The organism is Mycobacterium sherrisii (genome assembly GCF_002102355.1).
Lineage (GTDB): Bacteria > Actinomycetota > Actinomycetes > Mycobacteriales > Mycobacteriaceae > Mycobacterium > Mycobacterium sherrisii.
The window spans coordinates 1-16,573 of sequence record NZ_LQPT01000111.1; the positions used below are offsets into that span (position 1 = coordinate 1).

General features: G+C 66.4%; 15 protein-coding genes and 1 tRNA gene. 5 read left to right on the top strand and 11 right to left on the bottom strand.

The genetic code is table 11. The features are described from left to right. The first annotated feature begins 79 nt into the window (after positions 1 to 79). Positions 80 to 568, top strand: a complete 489-nt coding sequence (locus tag AWC25_RS23670; protein WP_069400267.1) for a glutathione peroxidase — start codon at positions 80 to 82, stop codon at positions 566 to 568. Positions 569 to 591: 23 nt separating this feature from the next. Here the strand turns inward: AWC25_RS23670 and AWC25_RS23675 are convergent, their stop codons facing one another. The 5 genes from AWC25_RS23675 to AWC25_RS23695 all read right to left on the bottom strand — a co-directional run bounded on the left by AWC25_RS23675 (position 592) and on the right by AWC25_RS23695 (position 4,478). Beyond that, positions 592 to 2,151: a PPE family protein gene (locus AWC25_RS23675; protein WP_085167955.1), complete on the bottom strand. Its 1,560-nt coding sequence runs from the start codon at positions 2,149 to 2,151 to the stop codon at positions 592 to 594. A gap of 285 nt (positions 2,152 to 2,436) precedes the next feature. Next, positions 2,437 to 2,510: transfer RNA gene (locus AWC25_RS23680), tRNA-Met, on the bottom strand. A 72-nt stretch (positions 2,511 to 2,582) separates the two neighbouring features. Next, positions 2,583 to 3,119, bottom strand: coding sequence for a cupin domain-containing protein (locus AWC25_RS23685; protein ID WP_069400277.1), 537 nt, complete (start codon positions 3,117 to 3,119; stop codon positions 2,583 to 2,585). Next, positions 3,112 to 3,810, bottom strand: a complete 699-nt coding sequence (locus AWC25_RS23690; protein WP_069400278.1) for a nitroreductase family protein — start codon at positions 3,808 to 3,810, stop codon at positions 3,112 to 3,114. Before AWC25_RS23690 ends, AWC25_RS23685 begins: the two co-directional genes overlap by 8 nt. Positions 3,811 to 3,827: 17 nt before the next feature. Beyond that, a complete protein-coding gene (locus AWC25_RS23695; RefSeq protein WP_069400279.1) occupies positions 3,828 to 4,478 on the bottom strand; it encodes an HD domain-containing protein in 651 nt (216 codons plus the stop codon). Positions 4,479 to 4,583: 105 nt separating this feature from the next. Here AWC25_RS23695 and AWC25_RS23700 point away from each other — a divergent pair, with 105 nt between their 5' ends. Beyond that, the gene (locus tag AWC25_RS23700; RefSeq protein ID WP_244899598.1) at positions 4,584 to 5,555 is read left to right on the top strand and encodes a GlxA family transcriptional regulator; all 972 of its coding nucleotides are present in this window, start codon (positions 4,584 to 4,586) and stop codon (positions 5,553 to 5,555) included. Between the two features lie 22 nt (positions 5,556 to 5,577). On the opposite strand, the gene AWC25_RS23705 is transcribed toward AWC25_RS23700, so the two are convergent. From AWC25_RS23705 to AWC25_RS23715, 4 genes are all read right to left on the bottom strand, one after another. Continuing rightward, a complete protein-coding gene (locus tag AWC25_RS23705) occupies positions 5,578 to 6,300 on the bottom strand; it encodes an alpha/beta fold hydrolase (protein ID WP_244899599.1) in 723 nt (240 codons plus the stop codon). Then, positions 6,297 to 7,445, bottom strand: coding sequence for an LLM class flavin-dependent oxidoreductase (locus tag AWC25_RS23710; protein WP_372513597.1), 1,149 nt, complete (start codon positions 7,443 to 7,445; stop codon positions 6,297 to 6,299). The genes AWC25_RS23705 and AWC25_RS23710 overlap by 4 nt, the downstream gene beginning before the upstream one ends. Further along, complete coding sequence (locus tag AWC25_RS26925; RefSeq protein WP_211281074.1) at positions 7,432 to 7,665, bottom strand: hypothetical protein; 234 nt, start codon at positions 7,663 to 7,665, stop codon at positions 7,432 to 7,434. Before AWC25_RS26925 ends, AWC25_RS23710 begins: the two co-directional genes overlap by 14 nt. Before the next feature lie 194 nt (positions 7,666 to 7,859). Continuing rightward, positions 7,860 to 8,795, bottom strand: a complete 936-nt coding sequence (locus AWC25_RS23715) for an FAD-dependent oxidoreductase (protein ID WP_158089783.1) — start codon at positions 8,793 to 8,795, stop codon at positions 7,860 to 7,862. A gap of 335 nt (positions 8,796 to 9,130) precedes the next feature. On the opposite strand from AWC25_RS23715, the gene AWC25_RS23720 reads away from it, so the two are divergent. Continuing rightward, a complete protein-coding gene (locus AWC25_RS23720) occupies positions 9,131 to 9,985 on the top strand; it encodes an AraC family transcriptional regulator (RefSeq protein ID WP_244899600.1) in 855 nt (284 codons plus the stop codon). Between the two features lie 16 nt (positions 9,986 to 10,001). Here AWC25_RS23720 and AWC25_RS23725 read toward each other — a convergent pair whose 3' ends face one another. Continuing rightward, positions 10,002 to 12,983, bottom strand: a complete 2,982-nt coding sequence (locus AWC25_RS23725; protein WP_069402474.1) for a UPF0182 family protein — start codon at positions 12,981 to 12,983, stop codon at positions 10,002 to 10,004. Between the two features lie 71 nt (positions 12,984 to 13,054). After that, positions 13,055 to 14,077, bottom strand: coding sequence for a YlbL family protein (locus AWC25_RS23730; RefSeq protein WP_069402475.1), 1,023 nt, complete (start codon positions 14,075 to 14,077; stop codon positions 13,055 to 13,057). A gap of 77 nt (positions 14,078 to 14,154) precedes the next feature. Between AWC25_RS23730 and AWC25_RS23735 the strand changes: the two genes are divergently transcribed. Together AWC25_RS23735 and AWC25_RS23740 are read left to right on the top strand one after the other, a co-directional pair. Beyond that, a complete protein-coding gene (locus AWC25_RS23735) occupies positions 14,155 to 15,537 on the top strand; it encodes a zinc-dependent metalloprotease (RefSeq protein ID WP_142279020.1) in 1,383 nt (460 codons plus the stop codon). Positions 15,538 to 15,665: 128 nt separating this feature from the next. Beyond that, positions 15,666 to 16,520: a cyclodehydratase gene (locus AWC25_RS23740; RefSeq protein ID WP_069402477.1), complete on the top strand. Its 855-nt coding sequence runs from the start codon at positions 15,666 to 15,668 to the stop codon at positions 16,518 to 16,520. The last annotated feature ends 53 nt before the right edge of the window (positions 16,521 to 16,573 follow it).

Here is a 16,573-nt window from a genome sequence, read left to right on the forward strand (position 1 = left end):
TCTTCGGCCACCTCCACACCGACCACCACACCCGAACACAGCCTTGCCAAACGGCAGCGACTTGACATAGGAGAAACGCGTGACGCTGAAAAACCTTCCCCTGACCACTCTCGATGGCCGGCCGACTACCGTGGCCGAATTGTCCGAGGGCGCAACGCTGGTGGTGAACGTCGCCTCCAAATGCGGGCTGACGCCGCAGTACACGGCACTGGAGAAACTGGCCAAGGACTACCGCGACCGCGGTCTGACGGTCGTCGGCGTCCCGTGCAACCAGTTCATGGGCCAGGAGCCGGGCACCGCGGAGGAAATCCAGGGGTTCTGCTCGACGACCTACGGGGTCACGTTCCCGTTGCTGGCCAAGACCGACGTCAACGGCGCCGGCCGCCATCCGTTGTACGCCGAGCTGACCAAGACCGCCGACGCCGAAGGCGCCGCCGGCGACGTTCAGTGGAACTTCGAAAAGTTCCTGCTCGCCCCGGACGGTGCCGTAGCCAACCGGTTCCGGCCCCGCACCGAGCCCGACGCACCCGAGGTCATCGACGCCATCGAGGCCGTCCTCCCCCGATAGGCGCGACGCCTACCCCGGGAGTGTCAGCCCGCGCCGTTCTCCGGGTCCCAAGTGCCAGGGACCATCGGCAGGCTGGGCCCGCCACCGAACTCGTCACCGGCGAGGGTGGTCAGACCCGCGGCCGTGGCGGGTCGCGTTGGAGCGGTGCCGACAAAGCCCTGCTTCCCGGCGCCGTGATCGGAGGCCGTCACCGCTGTCTCTTGCCAGTCGGGGTCGACGCCGACAGTTATGTCCAGATACTCCTCGCCATGCCCGCGCTGCCGCGCTTTACGGCGCCGCCAGGCACGCGCCGCCTCTCGTGCCGCCGCGCCGGTTACCGCAGCGGACGAATCCAGTTCCGGCGCTTTCCTTTTCGCTGCCGCACTGCCGCTCAGGCCTGAGCCGAACCCGACGCCCGGCGGCGCGATGGCGTAGGGCGGCGCGAAACCGGGCCCGGCGGGTGACGCCGGCGCGGCCGCACTGGACCCGGTGCTCGCCGAAGCGGTCGGGGTGGATGCCGGCGCCGACGCGGGAGCCGCGCCCGGCGCGGTGATCGACGCCAAACCGGGCGCGGCTGGCAGGCTCGCCGCCGCCGCAGCGGGCGGGGGCGGCGGAGCCAAGGGCGCCGCGGAGGGCGCCAGCGCGGCCAGGCCCGCTAAGCCACCCAGCGCGCCGAGCGGGGCCACGGCCAGCAGCGCCGGAACCAGGAACAGCTGCGGCTGCAGCGGCAGCCAGCTGCCGAGTTGGGCCAGATGCGTCGGCCAGTCGAACAGCATGAGGTTGGTGATGAACTGAAACGCGGCCGCCGGGTTTTCCTGCAACAGCGACCCGAATTGTTGGAAGTCCGAGAACAGTTCCAGCGCCCGTGCCACCCACCAGAGCAGGTCGCCCGGATTGGAGTAGGCCTCGTACGGCAGGCCGTTGAGCGTCCCCTCGACCGGATCCCATTCGATACCGAACAGGCGCAGAATCTGCGCGACCAACCGATTGAGCGGGCTGTCGAATCCGTGCTCGTGATCGTGGTGGTCGTCGTCCTCGTGTTCGTGTTCGTGTTCGGGTGCGGCGTCGAATCTCAAGATCTGCGGCACCGGCTCGGCCCGCGGCGTGGCCGCTAGGGCCGCCGTGGCGACGGCGTCATATGTCGCCATGGTGCCGGCGGCCTGCACCCACATCCGGGCATAGTCGGCCTCGTTCACGGCGATCGGAATCGTGTTGACGCCAAAGAAATTCGTCGCGACCAGCGCGCTGTGGGCCGCGTGGTTGGCCGCCAGCTCCGCGAGCGTCGGCATCGCAGCGAGCGCGCAGGTGTAGGCCGTGCCCGCCGCCTCGTGCTGCGCGGCCGCCGCGGCGCTTCGGGCGCCGGCCTGAGCCAACCACGCCAGGTACGGGGCGTGCGCGGTGGCGTAGGACTCTGCAGCGTGCCCCTGCCATGCGTCGGCCTGCGCCGAGGCCACCAGGGCGGCGAGTTCTGCTGCCGCCGCATGGTATTCGGTGCTCATCGCGCTCCACGCCGCGGCCGCGGCGAACAGCGATCCCGGGCCCGGTCCGCTGCTCAGCAACGCCGAATGCACCTCCGGCGGGAAGGCCAGCCAGGTAGGTGCCATCGGGATCGGCACCTCCTCGGCGTTAGCGGGCTACGGACTCACCGAACATAATTGAAAACGATTGTCGTTCTCAAACGGCGTCGAGAGCCTCATACCCAAGGCATAGAAACCGGCCGCACAGCCAACGGGAGTCGCCGACGCCAGTCAAGTAGTCGACTAGGCACGCTCGGGGTGGCCCGTTGCCGAACCCTCGCCCCGCCAGGAACTACTGAAGGCCCACACGGAAAAAACCCTGAACCTCACGTAGGTTCAGGGCTATTCCGGGGTCTTGCGACACCGCATTCGTAGCGGGGACAGGATTCGAACCTGCGACCTCTGGGTTATGAGCCCAGCGAGCTACCGAGCTGCTCCACCCCGCGTTGGTGAATCCCAGGTTACCGAACCTGTGTCGAGCCGACCAAATCGCACGCTCAGCGGGGGTTTTGGCCGGATCAATGGGTGGGTGGTTGCAGCCCGTAACGGCGCGCGACGTCGTCCATCCACGCCGGTGACCCGTAGGTCAGGCCGTACTTGTCGGCGAGTTCGCCGAACTCGGGCAGCTCATGCAGCGGCCGTCCGGACCGGTCTCCGGTGTGCTCGGACAACAACTCGCCGAGCTCCCGGAAGTAATTCTCGAACCCGCCCGGCGTGATGATCTCGATGATGCGGCCCGGCACGGTGCCGGCATTCCACATCGCATGCATCTGCCCGCGCGGCTTGGTGATGTAACCGCCCGGCCCGAGCACCACCTCACTGTCATCGGATCGGAAGCCGATCTCGCCCGCCAACACGAACGAGTGCTCGTCCTCACGGGTGTGCCGGTGCGCCGCGGAGATGAAGCCGACCTCGAACGGATGCTCCACGATGGACACCTCGCCATTGTTGTTCGCGGCGGAGAGCTTGAAGGCCGCCCCGAAGCCCGGGATGGCCACATAGTCCCCCTCGCCGGGCTGCACCACCGAAACCCCGATCGGCTTTAGGTCACTCATTTGCGCTCCCGGTCGAGGCTTTCTGCGACGGCCACAGTGGCTGCGGCACCTCGACCCCGAACGGCTTGCCCCAGCCGTTACGAGATGAAACCTCATGCACGGGACGCCGATTGGCCGCGACCCCCCACCTGCCCAGCGGATAGCCGAGGGCCAGCATGGCCGACATCTTCCAGCCTTGCTCGACCGGAACACCCACCAGCTCGTTCACCTCGTCCGCGAAGTTGCGAAGCACCATCGTCATGACCCCGCCAACCCCCTCGGCTCGGGCGGCAAGCAACGCACTCCAGATCGCCGGGTAGATGTTGGCGCCGCCGAGATCATCGATGGCAAAGACAAAGAGCAACAAGGGAACTTCTTCGAAATGGTCGGCCAGGTAGTCACCGGATCCCTTCATGCGGTGCATCGTCTCGGCGTGAGCTGCCGTGTCGGCGCCGGGTGCCGGCGCGGCCATGGGCCCGGCGCCGGACGCGAACTTCGCGAATTCCAAAGCGCGGCCCTGACGGAACAGCGCGGCGAACCGGCGGATCAGGTCCCGATCGTCAACGGCGACGAAGTGCCAGCGCTGGGTGTTACCCCCGTTCGGGGCGCGCACAGCGGCATCGAGGATGCGGGCCTGCGCCTTTAGCGGGATCGGGTCCGGCCGCAACCGCCGCATCATCCTGGTGGTGTAAAGCGCTTCGTAGATATCCATTTCGCCATTTCTTCCATCTACTCGGGCCACGTGTTGTTCAGGATGAAGTCGACGAAATTGTCGCGGACGAACGACGGGTCAAAGTGCGCGAGCACGTCGTCGTTGACGGTGCCGAACGTGCTGTGCGGGCGGTGTTTCATGCCGTCGTTGAACGCGGCCAGGATGCGCTGCTTGAAATGTGGGCGCGGGTGCGCGGCGGTGACCGCGGCGAGCGCTTCGGGCGGCAGGGCGTCACGCTCGATGCCCAGCACGTCTGTTTCCACCCCGGCAGTGACCAAAGCCACCTCCGGCGCCAGAAACTCGGGGATGCCGGGCGTGGTGTGCAAGGCGATGCTCAACCACACCTTGTCGGCGTCGGCTTGAGCAACGTCGTGCTCCAACAAGAAGTTTCGCGCCGCATTTGCGCCGTCGACCTCGAAGCGCAGTGTCGAGCTGCGGTACCGCTCGGTCAGGCCAAGATCGTGAAACATCGCCCCGGCGTAGAGCAGTTCCAGATTCGGCTCGAGCCCGCGGCGGCGGCCCTGCAATGCGCCAAACAGGAACACCCGGCGCGAGTGGTTGAAGAGCAAGTCGTCCTCCGCCTCGCGGATGTGGGCCGTGATCTCGCGTACCAGCGAAGTCTCGGGTATGGCGATGCCGGCGATGGTCTCGACGGATTGAGCGGTCATCGGTGCGCCTCCTGGTTGGGCCTGGTAGCCAGTGTGCGGCCGCTCATACCGTCCGACGCATGTCGTTCCGGTCGTCTTTTCCACAAAAAGCGACACAATGAGTTCGTGGTTGAAGCTGCAGCGCGGTCACGAGTGGTGGTCATCGTCGTGTACGACGAAGTGACGTTGTTGGACGTCGCCGGAGTGGGTGAAGTCTTCGTCGAAGCCAACCGGTTCGGCGCCGATTACCAGCTCAAAATCGCGTCGCTGGACGGGCGCGACGTGACGACCTCGCTCGGGACCGCGCTGGGCGTCACCGACAGCATCTCATCCATCGAGGCCGCCGACACCGTCCTGGTCGCCGGGAGCGACGCCCTGCCGGCGCGTCCGCTCGACCCGGCACTCGTCGCGGCCATCGGGGCACTGTCGGCGCGATCCCGAAGGGTGGCCTCCGTATGCACGGGGTCCTTCCTGCTCGCGCAAGCCGGCTTGCTGCACGGCCGCCGCGCCACCACGCACTGGCATGACACGCGGTTGCTGGCCCGGGCCTTCCCGGACACCACGGTGGAGCCGGACGCCATCTTCATCCGGGACGACGACGTGTTCACCTCGGCCGGCATTTCGTCGGGCATCGACCTGGCGCTGGCGCTGGTGGAAATGGACTATGGCTCCAAACTGGTCCGCGAGGTGGCGCGCTGGTTGGTCGTCTACCTCAAACGCGCGGGCGGCCAGTCGCAGTTCTCGGTGCTCGTCGAGGCCGACCCACCGCCGGGCTCGCCGTTGCGGACGGTGACCGAAGCGATCACGGCCGACCCCGCGTCCGATCACAGCGTGAAAAAGCTTGCGGCCCGGGCGTCGCTGAGCACCCGACAACTGACCCGGCTGTTTCAGTCCGAACTCGGCATGACCCCGGCCCGCTACGTCGAATTGGTACGAGTCGACTTCGCCCGGGCCGGACTGGAATCCGGCCGGACCGTCACCGAGGCCGCACACCTGGCGGGGTTCGGCAGCATCGAAACGCTGCGCCGGGTGTTCGTCCAGCACCTGGGCATCAGCCCGAAAGCCTACCGGGACCGGTTCCGCAGCGCCTGCGCATGAAAGTCGCTGCGGCCGAGGGCATTCAGGTGGCCAGAATCGCCGCAGCCGCTTCATCGGGGTGAGTCAGAATGCAGTTATGGGTACCGGGCACCACCGTGGGCCGAACCCCCAGCCTCCCGGCGTATTCCGCGGCCGGTCGGGGAAGCGCACGATCACTGTCGCCGGCCACGTAGGCACTGACAACCCCGAGTTCCGCCCCGCCGACGTCGGGGGCATCGAGGAAGTATCGTCCAGGGTGCGGTGTCTGCAGTTCCGCTACCAGTCTCTGCAGCGGCGACGAGACGCCCTGCATCAATTTCTGCTCGACGTACCCGGGCATCGGCGCAATCGCGCCGTCCGGAGATTCGTCGATCAGCCGGAGCATCAGTTCCCGTATGTGAGGCGGGTTTTCATCCGCCAACCCGGCGCCGCCAACGGGCACGTGGGCGTTGAAGTAGATAACCTTGCGCACGGCGTCCGCAAGCAGATGCGCTGCGCCGGTGGCGGGATAGCCGCCCCAGCTGTGCGCGATCAGGCACACGTTGTCGCATCCGAGTCGGTGAACCTCGCTGACGATGTAGTCGACCGCGTCGCGAAGGCGATGACCGGCCGGGTCGTCGCCGTGGTGCAGTCCCGGCAATGTCAGGGGAACGGCCCGATGCCCTTGGGCGCGAAGCCGTTTGGCGACCGGCCACCACGACCATGCCCCCTGCCAAGCCCCGGGGATGAGCACGTATGTCAGAGGCTGGGCGGTGTCGCTATTCATAGTTTGCGCAGCCCGTGCAGGATGCGGCCGAACGGAAGGTTCGCCGAAAGTCCTCGGCGCAGGCTGCGCTGGATACCGCTGAGATTGCTCAATACCACGTATTGCAGGCCGTGGTCCCGCCATTCGGCGACCTGGTCGACAATCTCGGCCGGGGTTCCGGTGAGAAGCGTCTTTCGCAGCAGCGACCTCGGCACGTCGGCGGTCAGCGACAGCACCGTCTGTTCGTCGAACACCTGCGGGATGATGTCCTGGGCGCCGGTGAAGTGCTCGCCCAGCGGGTGACTCACGCCGTGGCGGGCCCACACGCGTGCGGATGTGTTCAGCGCAATCGCCTTGATGGGAGGCGAGTCCAGTGCCTCGTCGATGTGGTCGCGGCGGTGGCCGGTCAAGACGAAAAACATACCGGCGGCGGTTACCGAGAGGGGATCCCGTCCGGCGTCGCTGGCCGCGGAGCGCACCGATTGCAGGCCACCGGCATAGTCCTTCGGTCGGTAATGGAAGGCGGCCGGGAACCATCCGTCCGCGTAGCGCCCCGTCACGCGCAACATACGCGGTCCGTGGGACGCAATCCACATCCTCGGCCACGTCCCTCGATAGGGAGGCAACCTGAACGCCGCGTTGTGCAGCGGGAAGAATGGCGAGTCCCAGGTAACCAGTTCGCCGCCGGAATTCCACAGCGCTCGAATGGTCGCGACGGCTTCTTCGAAGCGCGCCACCGGCTTTGACCAGTCCACGCCGTAGGGTTCGTTACTCGCTCGTGCGACCGTCCTGATTCCGAGGATCGTCCGTCCGCGCGTGAGCAGATGCAATGTGGCGGCCGCCTGGGCGATCACGGCGGGGTTGCGACGGCCGGTATCGGTCACCCCAATGCCAAGTCGACGTCTGCCCCAGCGGTTTCGGGCGACCAGATGTCCCAGTACCGTCCAGGGGTCGTAATGGGCCTCGATGTCCGAGACCAGTCGCGCGGTCCCGACGTACTTGGCCGTCATCACTGCCGGGGGAAACAGCGAGTTGATGTGGTCGGGCACCCAGTACGAGTCTGCCCCGGTACCGATCGCGGTCAGATAACCCAGGCCGATCAGCGCCGCCGGTACGTAGCGGGTGTGCAGCGGCTGCTCGATCAGTCCCACCTTAAGCATGGGAATCAGCCGTTCTCCGCCGCGATGCGTTGATCACCCGGGCGACCACCGCGGGCCGCAACAACCGAGAAGGCGGCTCAATCATGTTGAGTGAAAGCAGAAATTGCTGAATCAGCGCGGGATCGACCTCGGCTGCCGCCAGCACCCGGTCCAGGTAGGCATTGGTGAGACGGATGGAGGCCGACCGCTTGCCCGGTATTTGCGGCAACGCCAGGTCCGAACTCACCGCCGCACGCCACGCCACACCGATCTGTCTGGCCGAGTGGCAGAAATACCGTGGCCCTAGCCCCGCACGGCCTTGGCTAAGACAATCTCGTAACACCAGCGCCTCGATAGCGGCGACCGACATACCTTGCCCGTAAAGCGGATTGAAATTACACAACGCGTCGCCGATGACAATGAGCCCGTCAGGCAGCGCGGTCAGTTTGTCGTAGCGACGCCACCGGTTGGACCGAAATCGGTACTGGGCGACATCCGCCAGTGGTTGAGCGCACCGCGCGGCAGCCAGCACGTGCGGGGGGCGCCAACTCGCTCAGGTAGTTCAGCAACGATGGGTGATCGGAAGGTGCACGGCCCCCCGCCACGGTTTGCACGGCGAGCATGTAGGTGTCGTCTTGACCGGCGAACATCGCGTACCCACGCGGACGGGCTGGTTGCGGCGCGGCAAACGCGATGAATTCGCGCAGCGCACCGGGGGGGTAGCCGGACCGGCAACCCGGCGTAGGTGACATGCACCGTCAGCTCGCTTTCCTTCGGACGCCGAAAGCCGAGCTGTTCGAGGAATACCGGTGTCCGTGAGCCGCGGCCGGTTGCGTCGACGACGAGATCGCTTGTCAACGTCGCCTCCGTGCCGGAATCCCGATGAGCCACCACGACTCCGGTCACCCGGTCGCGCCGGGCGGTTGAGGCCAGTCGCACCGCGTCGTGGCCGTCGCGAATCTCGACGTTGGGCAGGGCCACCACCCTGCGGCGCAGCCGCCACTCCAGGAACGGCCGGTGCACGAAGTACATGGCGAGCCGCCCAGGGTCGGGAATTGTCCGCACTCGTTGGAACTGGTGGCCGTTGAACGTGACGCACAGTCGCGAGAGGTCACCGTCGTTCCAGATCCTGGCGCCGGCGACAACCAACTCGTCGAGAAATTTCGGGAACAACTCATCCATGATCCGCATGCCACGGGCCGCCGGAATGTGGGGCATGACGCCTTGCGGCACACCGCGGCGGGTAACCGGCTGATCGGACAAGGCGTCCCGCTCCACCACGGTGACCTCGCTATAGAAGTCGCTCAACACCCGGGCGACCAATAACCCCGCGATGCTGGCCCCGAGAACCACTGCGGTTGAGCTGGATTCGGACACAATGCGCTTCCTTCTTCGATGAGGCGGGCCTTCGTCAGTTCGGTCTACGCGAAATCGAAGTCATCGGTGTACCTGAGGCGTCCGGGGTGTGCATGAAACACACTTCGGGTTCGGTTGCCTTGGTTGGCGTTCGATGCATGTCGGTTTTTGTGGGCAACGCGTCCGATTTTCACTGGCCGCCAATTCATCTCAGGTCGGACACTGTGCGAGTGGTTGCACGAGCACCCGGGCTCAAGCGCGGCACCAGTCCGGCCGAGCACCGCCGTATGCAGGCGCCGGTATTCACAACGCCCGAAAACGTGTCATATTGGCTCGGTTTCGCACCCGCAGAACGCATGACGGCGTCGAGCGGCACGCTTTCGGCAGCCATCTGGAACTTCGCCGACGCCCCCGTGTACGAGCTACGCGGTCCCGCGGTCGAAAACACGGACCTGGTCTCGATTCCGATAAGCGGGCAGCATCACCACACGTATTTCGGCAACGGTCGCCGCAAATGGAGCCGGGCACACCCGCCTCTTCACATGAACATCGTCGTCGCCGGCGAAGAACCCAGAGGAATCTTCCAATCAGAGCGGCCGTTTAGCTATCTGCACGTGTACGTCCCGCACGCCATGATCGAGCGCATCGCCGTCGAGAGTGGAGCGATCAAGGCGGGGCGGACCGTCACGCTGATCGATCCGATGTGTTCTTGGAGTCCGCTCGTCGAGGACATCTGCCGGGGCATCGTTCGCGAGTTGAGGCAACGCGACGGGTGCTCGCGGATGATGATCGAGTCGCTGGGCAATCAACTCGCCGTTCGCCTGTTGCGGCAGCATTCGAGCGTTTCCGGATCGGTCGCCTCCAGCGGGAAAAGTGCTCTGAGCTATCGCGATTGGCGGTTACGCCGGGCAATCGACTATCTGGAGGCTCACCTATCGGCCGACGTGGGCCTCGAGGAGATCGCCGGCGTGGTGGGGTTGTCGGCGGGACGAGTGACGGAACTGTTCCGCCAGGGCACGGGCGAGACACCGCACCGGTGGCTGATGAACCGGCGTCTCACCCGGGCATGCGAATTGCTTGCCAACCCCGCGCTGAAGATCACCGAGATCGCACACCAATGCGGATTCGCCAGTTCTCAACATTTTGCCGTAGTGATGCGCCGACGCCTCGGAGTGACACCGACCGCCTACCGTCGACAAATCCTCACCTGATTGAACTGCGGGCGGCCTACTTGGTGTTGTTGTACTTGTTGATCGCGTCGTCGAGCCGTTGCAGTGCCGCCCCATAGCCGGCGAAATCACCCTTCTTCTGCGCGTCCCGCGCGGCGTTGATCGCCGTCTGAATATCTTGCAGCGCTGCGGCTTTCGCAGGCGACAACGTAGTGGCCCCGTCGGGAGCCGGCGGTGCCGCCGCCGGTGGTGGCGCATTGCCCGGCGCCGCGGCCGGCGGCGGCGGACTGGCGGGCGGATTCGCCGGTGCGCCGGCATCGGTGGGCACGATTCCGGTGGCGGCCGCCCCGGCCCCGGGCCCGAACAATCCGGTCAGCGCATCTCCGACCGTGGGGCCGTAACCGATCTTGTCGTTGTACATCATCGCCACCCGGATCAACCGTGGGTACGACGACGCGGCGTCGCTGGCTCCCGGGGAGGCGTACACGGGTTCGACGTAGAGCAACCCGCCCTGCGCTACCGGCAACGTCAGCAGGTTGCCCCACCGTATCCGGTTCTGGTTGTCACGCCCGATCACACCGAGGTCCTGAGAGACCGCCGGGTCGGTGGTGATCGCATTATTGGCCAGCTTCGGCCCGTTGACCTGGCCGGGAATGGTGAGCACCGTGATCTTGCCGTACGTCGCGGGGTCGGAACTGGCGCTGATGTAGGCGGCCAGATAGTCGCGCTTGAATCGGTTCATCGCGCTCGTCAATTGATACGACGACGTATTGTCGTTCTTTGCAATGTTTTTCGCGACGATGTAATACGGCGGCTGATAGCTGCTGGCGGTGGGGTTCGGATCGAGCGGCACGTCCCAGAAGTCCGACGTGGAAAAGAACGTCACCGGGTCGTTGACGTGATATTTCGCCAGCAGCATCCGTTGCACCTTGAACAGGTCCTCGGGATAGCGCAGGTGCTCGGCAAGTTCGGGGGTGATGTCGCTCTTGGGTTTGACCGTCCCCGGGAAAATTTTCATCCAGGCCTTGAGCACCGGATCCTGCTCGTCCTGTTGGTAGAGCGTCACGGTCCCGTCGTACGCGTCGACCGTTGCCTTCACCGAGTTACGGATGTAGGAGACCTGCTTGTCCGGACCGAGCTTGTTGAAGGCGACCTCGGTGGAATCCGCGGTCGCGGATTCCAGGGACGTCAGTTCCGAATACGGGTAGTTGTCCAGCGTGGTGTAGCCGTCGATGATCCACACCAGGCGCTTGTTGACGATCGCCGGGTATACGGCGCTGTCGGTGGTCAGCCACGGCGCCACGGCCTCCACCCGGGCCGCCGGATCCCGGTTGAACAGGATCTTGCTGTTGCTGCCGATGACGTTGGAGAACAAGAAATTTCGTTCGGCGAACTTGGCGGCGAACACGCTGCGCGACAACCAGTCGCCGATCGGGACCCCACCGAGGCCGGTGTAGGTGTAATTCTTGGTTTCGGTGTTGGTCTCGTAGTCGTATTCACGGTCGGGCCCGTTCTTGCCGACGATCGCATAGTCGGCGGACGCATTGGAGATGACCGGGCCGAAATAGATGCGGGGCTGATCCAGCGGTGCCGGTCCCTCGGAGACCACGCCGCCGTTGGCTCCGACGACGTTGACCAGAAACTCCGGATAGCCCCCGTTTTGGGTGGGATCGTTGGCGATACCGCGCACCGTGTTGGCCGGCGACGCGATGAATCCGTTGCCGTGGGTGAAGACGGTGTGCCGGTTGATCCAGTCGCGCTGGTTGTCGATCAGCCTGTCGGGGTTGAGTTCTCGGGCCGCGACCACGTAGTCGCGCAGCGCGCCGTTGCGGTCCAGGTAGCGGTCAATCGAGAGCTGATCGGGGAAGTAATAGAAGTTCTTGCCCTGCTGGAACTGGGTGAATGCCGGGCTGATGATTGTCGGGTCCAGCAGCCGGATGTTGGAGGTCGTCGCGCGGTCGGCGGCGACTTGCTGGGCGGTGGCCTGGCTGTCGCCGCTGTAGTTGCGGTAGGTCACCACGTCGGAGGTGAGTCCGTACGCCTGCCGCGTCGCGGTGATGCTTCGGCTGATGTATTCGCTTTCCTTCTGCGCGGCATTGGGTCGCACGCTGATCTGCTCGACGATCAGCGGCCACCCGGCGCCCACGATCAGCGACGACAGCAGCAACAACACCAGCCCGATGGCAGGGATCCGCAGGTCCTTCAGCGTGATCGCGGAAAACACGGCCGCGGCGCAGATGATCGCGATCGCCATCAGGATCAGCTTCGCCGGCAACACCGCGTTGATGTCTGTGTAGCCGGCGCCGGTGAACGGCTTACCGCCGCGGGTGTGCGACAACAACTCGTAACGGTCCAGCCAGTAGGCGACGGCCTTGAGCAGAACCAGCGTGCCGACCAGGCTGATCAACTGAATCCGGGCGGAGCGACTCAGCGCACCGGTGCGACCGGACAACCGGATGCCGCCAAAGATGTAGTGCGCCAACAGGTTCGCCAAGAAAGCCAAGAAAACCGACACGAACAGGTAGCTGAGCACCAGCCGGTAAAACGGCAACTCGAACGCGTAGAAGCCGAGGTCCTTGCCGAACTGCGGATCTTTGATGCCGAAGTCGCCACCGTGCAGGAACAACTGGATGCGCACCCAGTAGCTCTGCGCGACCACCCCGGCCAACAAGCCGATCGCCGTCGGGACACCGATGGCCACCAACCGCAGCCGCGTCATCACCACGGCGCGATACCGGGCCACCGGGTCGTTGTCGTTGCTCGGGACGAAGACCGGGCGTGAGCGGTAGGCCAGCGCGAGGCCGCCGAACACGATGCCGCCGACGACCAGGCCCGCGATCAGAAACACCACGATGCGGGTCCACAGGACGGTGGTGAACACCGAGCGGTACCCGAGTTCGCCGAACCACAACCAGTCGACGTACGCGTCGATCAGCCGCGGGCCGGCCAGCAGCAGCGCGATCACGCCGAGCGCGATCATGATCAGAATCCGGCTGCGTCGTGTCAGCTTCGGCATTCTTGCGGTGGGCCGCATCCCCACTGGTTACGCTCCCTGATCAATGTGGCCGGGACGGTCACAACTGTACGCACCGCCGTGCGCGAAATGAGGGACTAGCAACTCGGTGCCTGGCCGCCCTGCTGGATGGCGTGTAGGGACTCCACCGCCTGGGCAAGGGTTTCGACCTTGATCAAGCGCAAGCCGTCTGGATTGTCCGAAGCCGCCTCGTAGCAGTTCTTGGCGGGCACGAGGAACACCGTGGCGCCGGCCTCGTGCGCGGCGACCATCTTGTGCGTGATCCCGCCAATCTGGCCGACCTTGCCATCGGAGGAAATCGTGCCCGTCCCGGCGATGAACGTCGAACCGGCCAGATCGCCCGTGGTGAGCTTGTCGACCACCGCCAGGCTGAACATCAGGCCCGCCGAGGGCCCGCCCACGTTGGCGAGGTTGAAGTCCACCGAGAACGGCGCCCACGGCGCGTCGAGGACCGCGACACCCAGGAAGCCGTAGTCGCGGTCCTTGTTGGTGCCCAAGGTGATCTGCGTGACGCCGGCCGGCTCGTTTTTGCGCCGGTAATCGATCGTCACCACCTGCCCGGGCTTGGTGCTCTTCAGCAGTCCGGTGAACTGCTCGACGTTGGCGACCGGGGTGCCGTTGACCGCGTCGATAGCATCACCGACCTTCAATTTGCCCACCGACGGTCCGGGGTCGGTGACGCTCGCGATGGTGATTGCGGGCGCGTACTTCAGGTAGCCCAGGGCGGCGTACTCGGCACTGTCCTCGGAGTCCTTGAAATCGGCGTTGTTGGCCTTGTCGACCTCCTCGCGCGACTTTCCGGGCGGGTAGATCAGGTCGCGGGGCACCAGCTGCTCTTGCCCGGACAACCACAGGGTCAGCGCCTCGCCCAGGCTCAGTTCGTCACGCTGGGACACCGTCGTCATGTTGAGGTGGCCGGTCGTCGGATGCGTCTGGGTGCCCTCGATGTCGACCACCTGCTTGCCGTCGACCTCACCCAGGGTGTCGAAGGTGGGCCCCGGCCCCAGGGAAACAAACGGCACCGTCACCACCGCGAGCAACACGCCGAAGACCAGGATCGGCACCAGCGCGACCATCAAGGTCAGAATCCGCCTGTTCACGCCGCTACCCTAACCGGGCCGGCCGCACGCCGGTTCAGCTACAAGCGTGACAACTGATGGCGCCAGCCGGTTCCGTGGTGAGTACCGTTGGGGTTATGGCTGACCTGCCCTTCGGCTTCTCCTCCGGAGAAGACCCCGAGCGCGACAAGCATGGGAAGAACGATCCCGAGTCCGGCTCGGGTGCGTCAAACCCGCTCGGCGCGTTCGGCATGAGCGGGGACTTCAGCATGGGTGACCTAGGCCAAATCTTCACGCAACTGGGTCAGATGTTCAGCAACGCCGGCACGATGACGGCCGGCGGGCAGTCGGGGCCCGTCAACTATGAACTGGCCCGGCAGGTCGCGTCCAGCTCGATCGGCTTCGTCGCTCCCATTCCGGCGTCGACGAACTCGGCGATCGGCGACGCGGTACGTCTGGCCGACACCTGGCTCGACGGCGTCACGGCGCTGCCCTCCGGCGCCACCAAGGCGGTCGGCTGGAGCCCCAGCGACTGGGTGGACAACACCCTGGCGACCTGGAAGCGGCTGTGCGACCCGATGGCCCAACAGATTTCGTCGGTGTGGGCGCAGTCGCTGCCGGAGGAGGCCAAGAGCATGGCGGGCCCGCTGATGGCGATGATGTCGCAGATGGGCGGCATGGCATTCGGCTCGCAGCTGGGCCAGGCGCTGGGCCGGTTGTCGCGGGAAGTGCTGACGTCGACCGACATCGGCCTGCCGCTGGGTCCCAAAGGCGTGGCGGCCGTCATGCCGGACGCCGTGGAGGAATTCGCCGCCGGGCTCGAGCAACCGCGCAGCGAGATCATGACGTTTCTGGCGGCACGGGAGGCGGCCCACCATCGCCTCTTCAGTCACGTGCCCTGGTTGGCCAGCCAGCTGCTCGGTGCCGTCGAGGCCTACGCCCGGGGCATGCAGATCGACATGAGCGGAATCGAAGAGCTCGCGCGCGATTTCAACCCCGCGTCGCTGGCCGATCCGGCGGCCATCGAAAACCTGCTCGGGCAGGGTGTGTTCGAGCCGAAGGCCACCCCGGCGCAGACTCAGGCGCTGGAACGACTCGAGACCCTGCTCGCGCTCATCGAGGGCTGGGTGCAGATCGTGGTCACCGCCGCGCTGGGCGATCGGATCCCTGGAACGGCCGCGCTCAGTGAGACTTTGCGCCGGCGCAGGGCCAGCGGCGGCCCGGCCGAGCAGACCTTCGCCACCCTGGTCGGCCTGGAGCTGCGGCCCCGCAAGCTGCGCGAGGCCGCGGCACTGTGGGAGCGACTGACTGAGGCCGTCGGCGCCGACGCTCGCGATGCCGTCTGGCAACATCCCGATCTGCTGCCCGGCGCCGACGATCTCGACGATCCGGCCGGCTTCATCGACCGGGTCGTCGGCGGCGACACCACCGGCATCGACGAGGCGATCGCCCGCCTCGAAGAGGAAGACCCCGGGGCTGACGGCGGTTCTGCCGACCACTGAAAGCGCCGCCGGTTCCGTGCCCGCGTGGAAGAACGGGCAGCAAACGATCATCGTCACAGCGCCGCCCGGCTGACCCCCCTGTGGATAACTGCACGGACCGTTGCCCGCGCCGTGGCACAGTCCGACACATGCCGCGCGCCGCGCTCTATGCGCTCGACCCGGCCATGCCCGTGCTGTTGCGCCCCGACGGCGCCGTCCAGGTCGGCTGGGATCCCCGCCGGGCCGTTTTGGTGCGCCCACCCCGTGGCCTCGCCGCCGCGACGCTGGCCGCGCTGCTGCGCGCGATGCGCTCTCCCCTGCCGCTCGCCGAGCTGCATCGCCAAGCCGTCGGGCATGGGCTGGCCGACGTCGACGGCATGACCCAGCTGCTCGCGCAATTGGTGCGCGCCGGGGTGGTGACTCGCGGGTTCCGGCAAACCGGCGGGCGGGCGGCCTCCATCCGGATCCACGGCCGCGGCCCGCTGTCGGACTTGCTGATGGAGGCGCTGCGGTGTTCCGGGGCCCGGATAGCGCACAGCAGCCAGCCGCACGCCGCCGTCACGCGCGCCGCCGTGGATCTGGTGGTGCTGGCCGACTACCTGGTAGCCGACCCGCGCATGGTGCGCGACCTGCACAGCCAGGGCGTAGCCCATCTGGCGGTGCGGGTCCGCGACGGCACCGGCCTGGTGGGGCCGCTGGTCATCCCCGGCGTGACCAGCTGCCTGGGGTGCGCCGACCTGCACCGCAACGACCGCGACGCCGCCTGGCCCGCGGTCGCGGCGCAACTGCGGGAAACCGTCGGGGTGGCCGATCGGGCCACGTTGCTGGCTACCGCCGCGCTGGCGCTCAGCCAGGTGAACCGGGTGATCGCCGCGGTGCGCGGGGACGACGCCGGACCGGATACCGACCCGCCGCAGGCGCTCAACGCGACCCTGGAGTTCGACCTCCGCGCCGGCGCGATCGTCGCCCGACAGTGGACCCGCCACCCGTTGTGTTCTTGCTGATCGGCCCCGGACGGCGTGTGACCACCGGTCGTCTCGTCACCGCACTGTTGCCT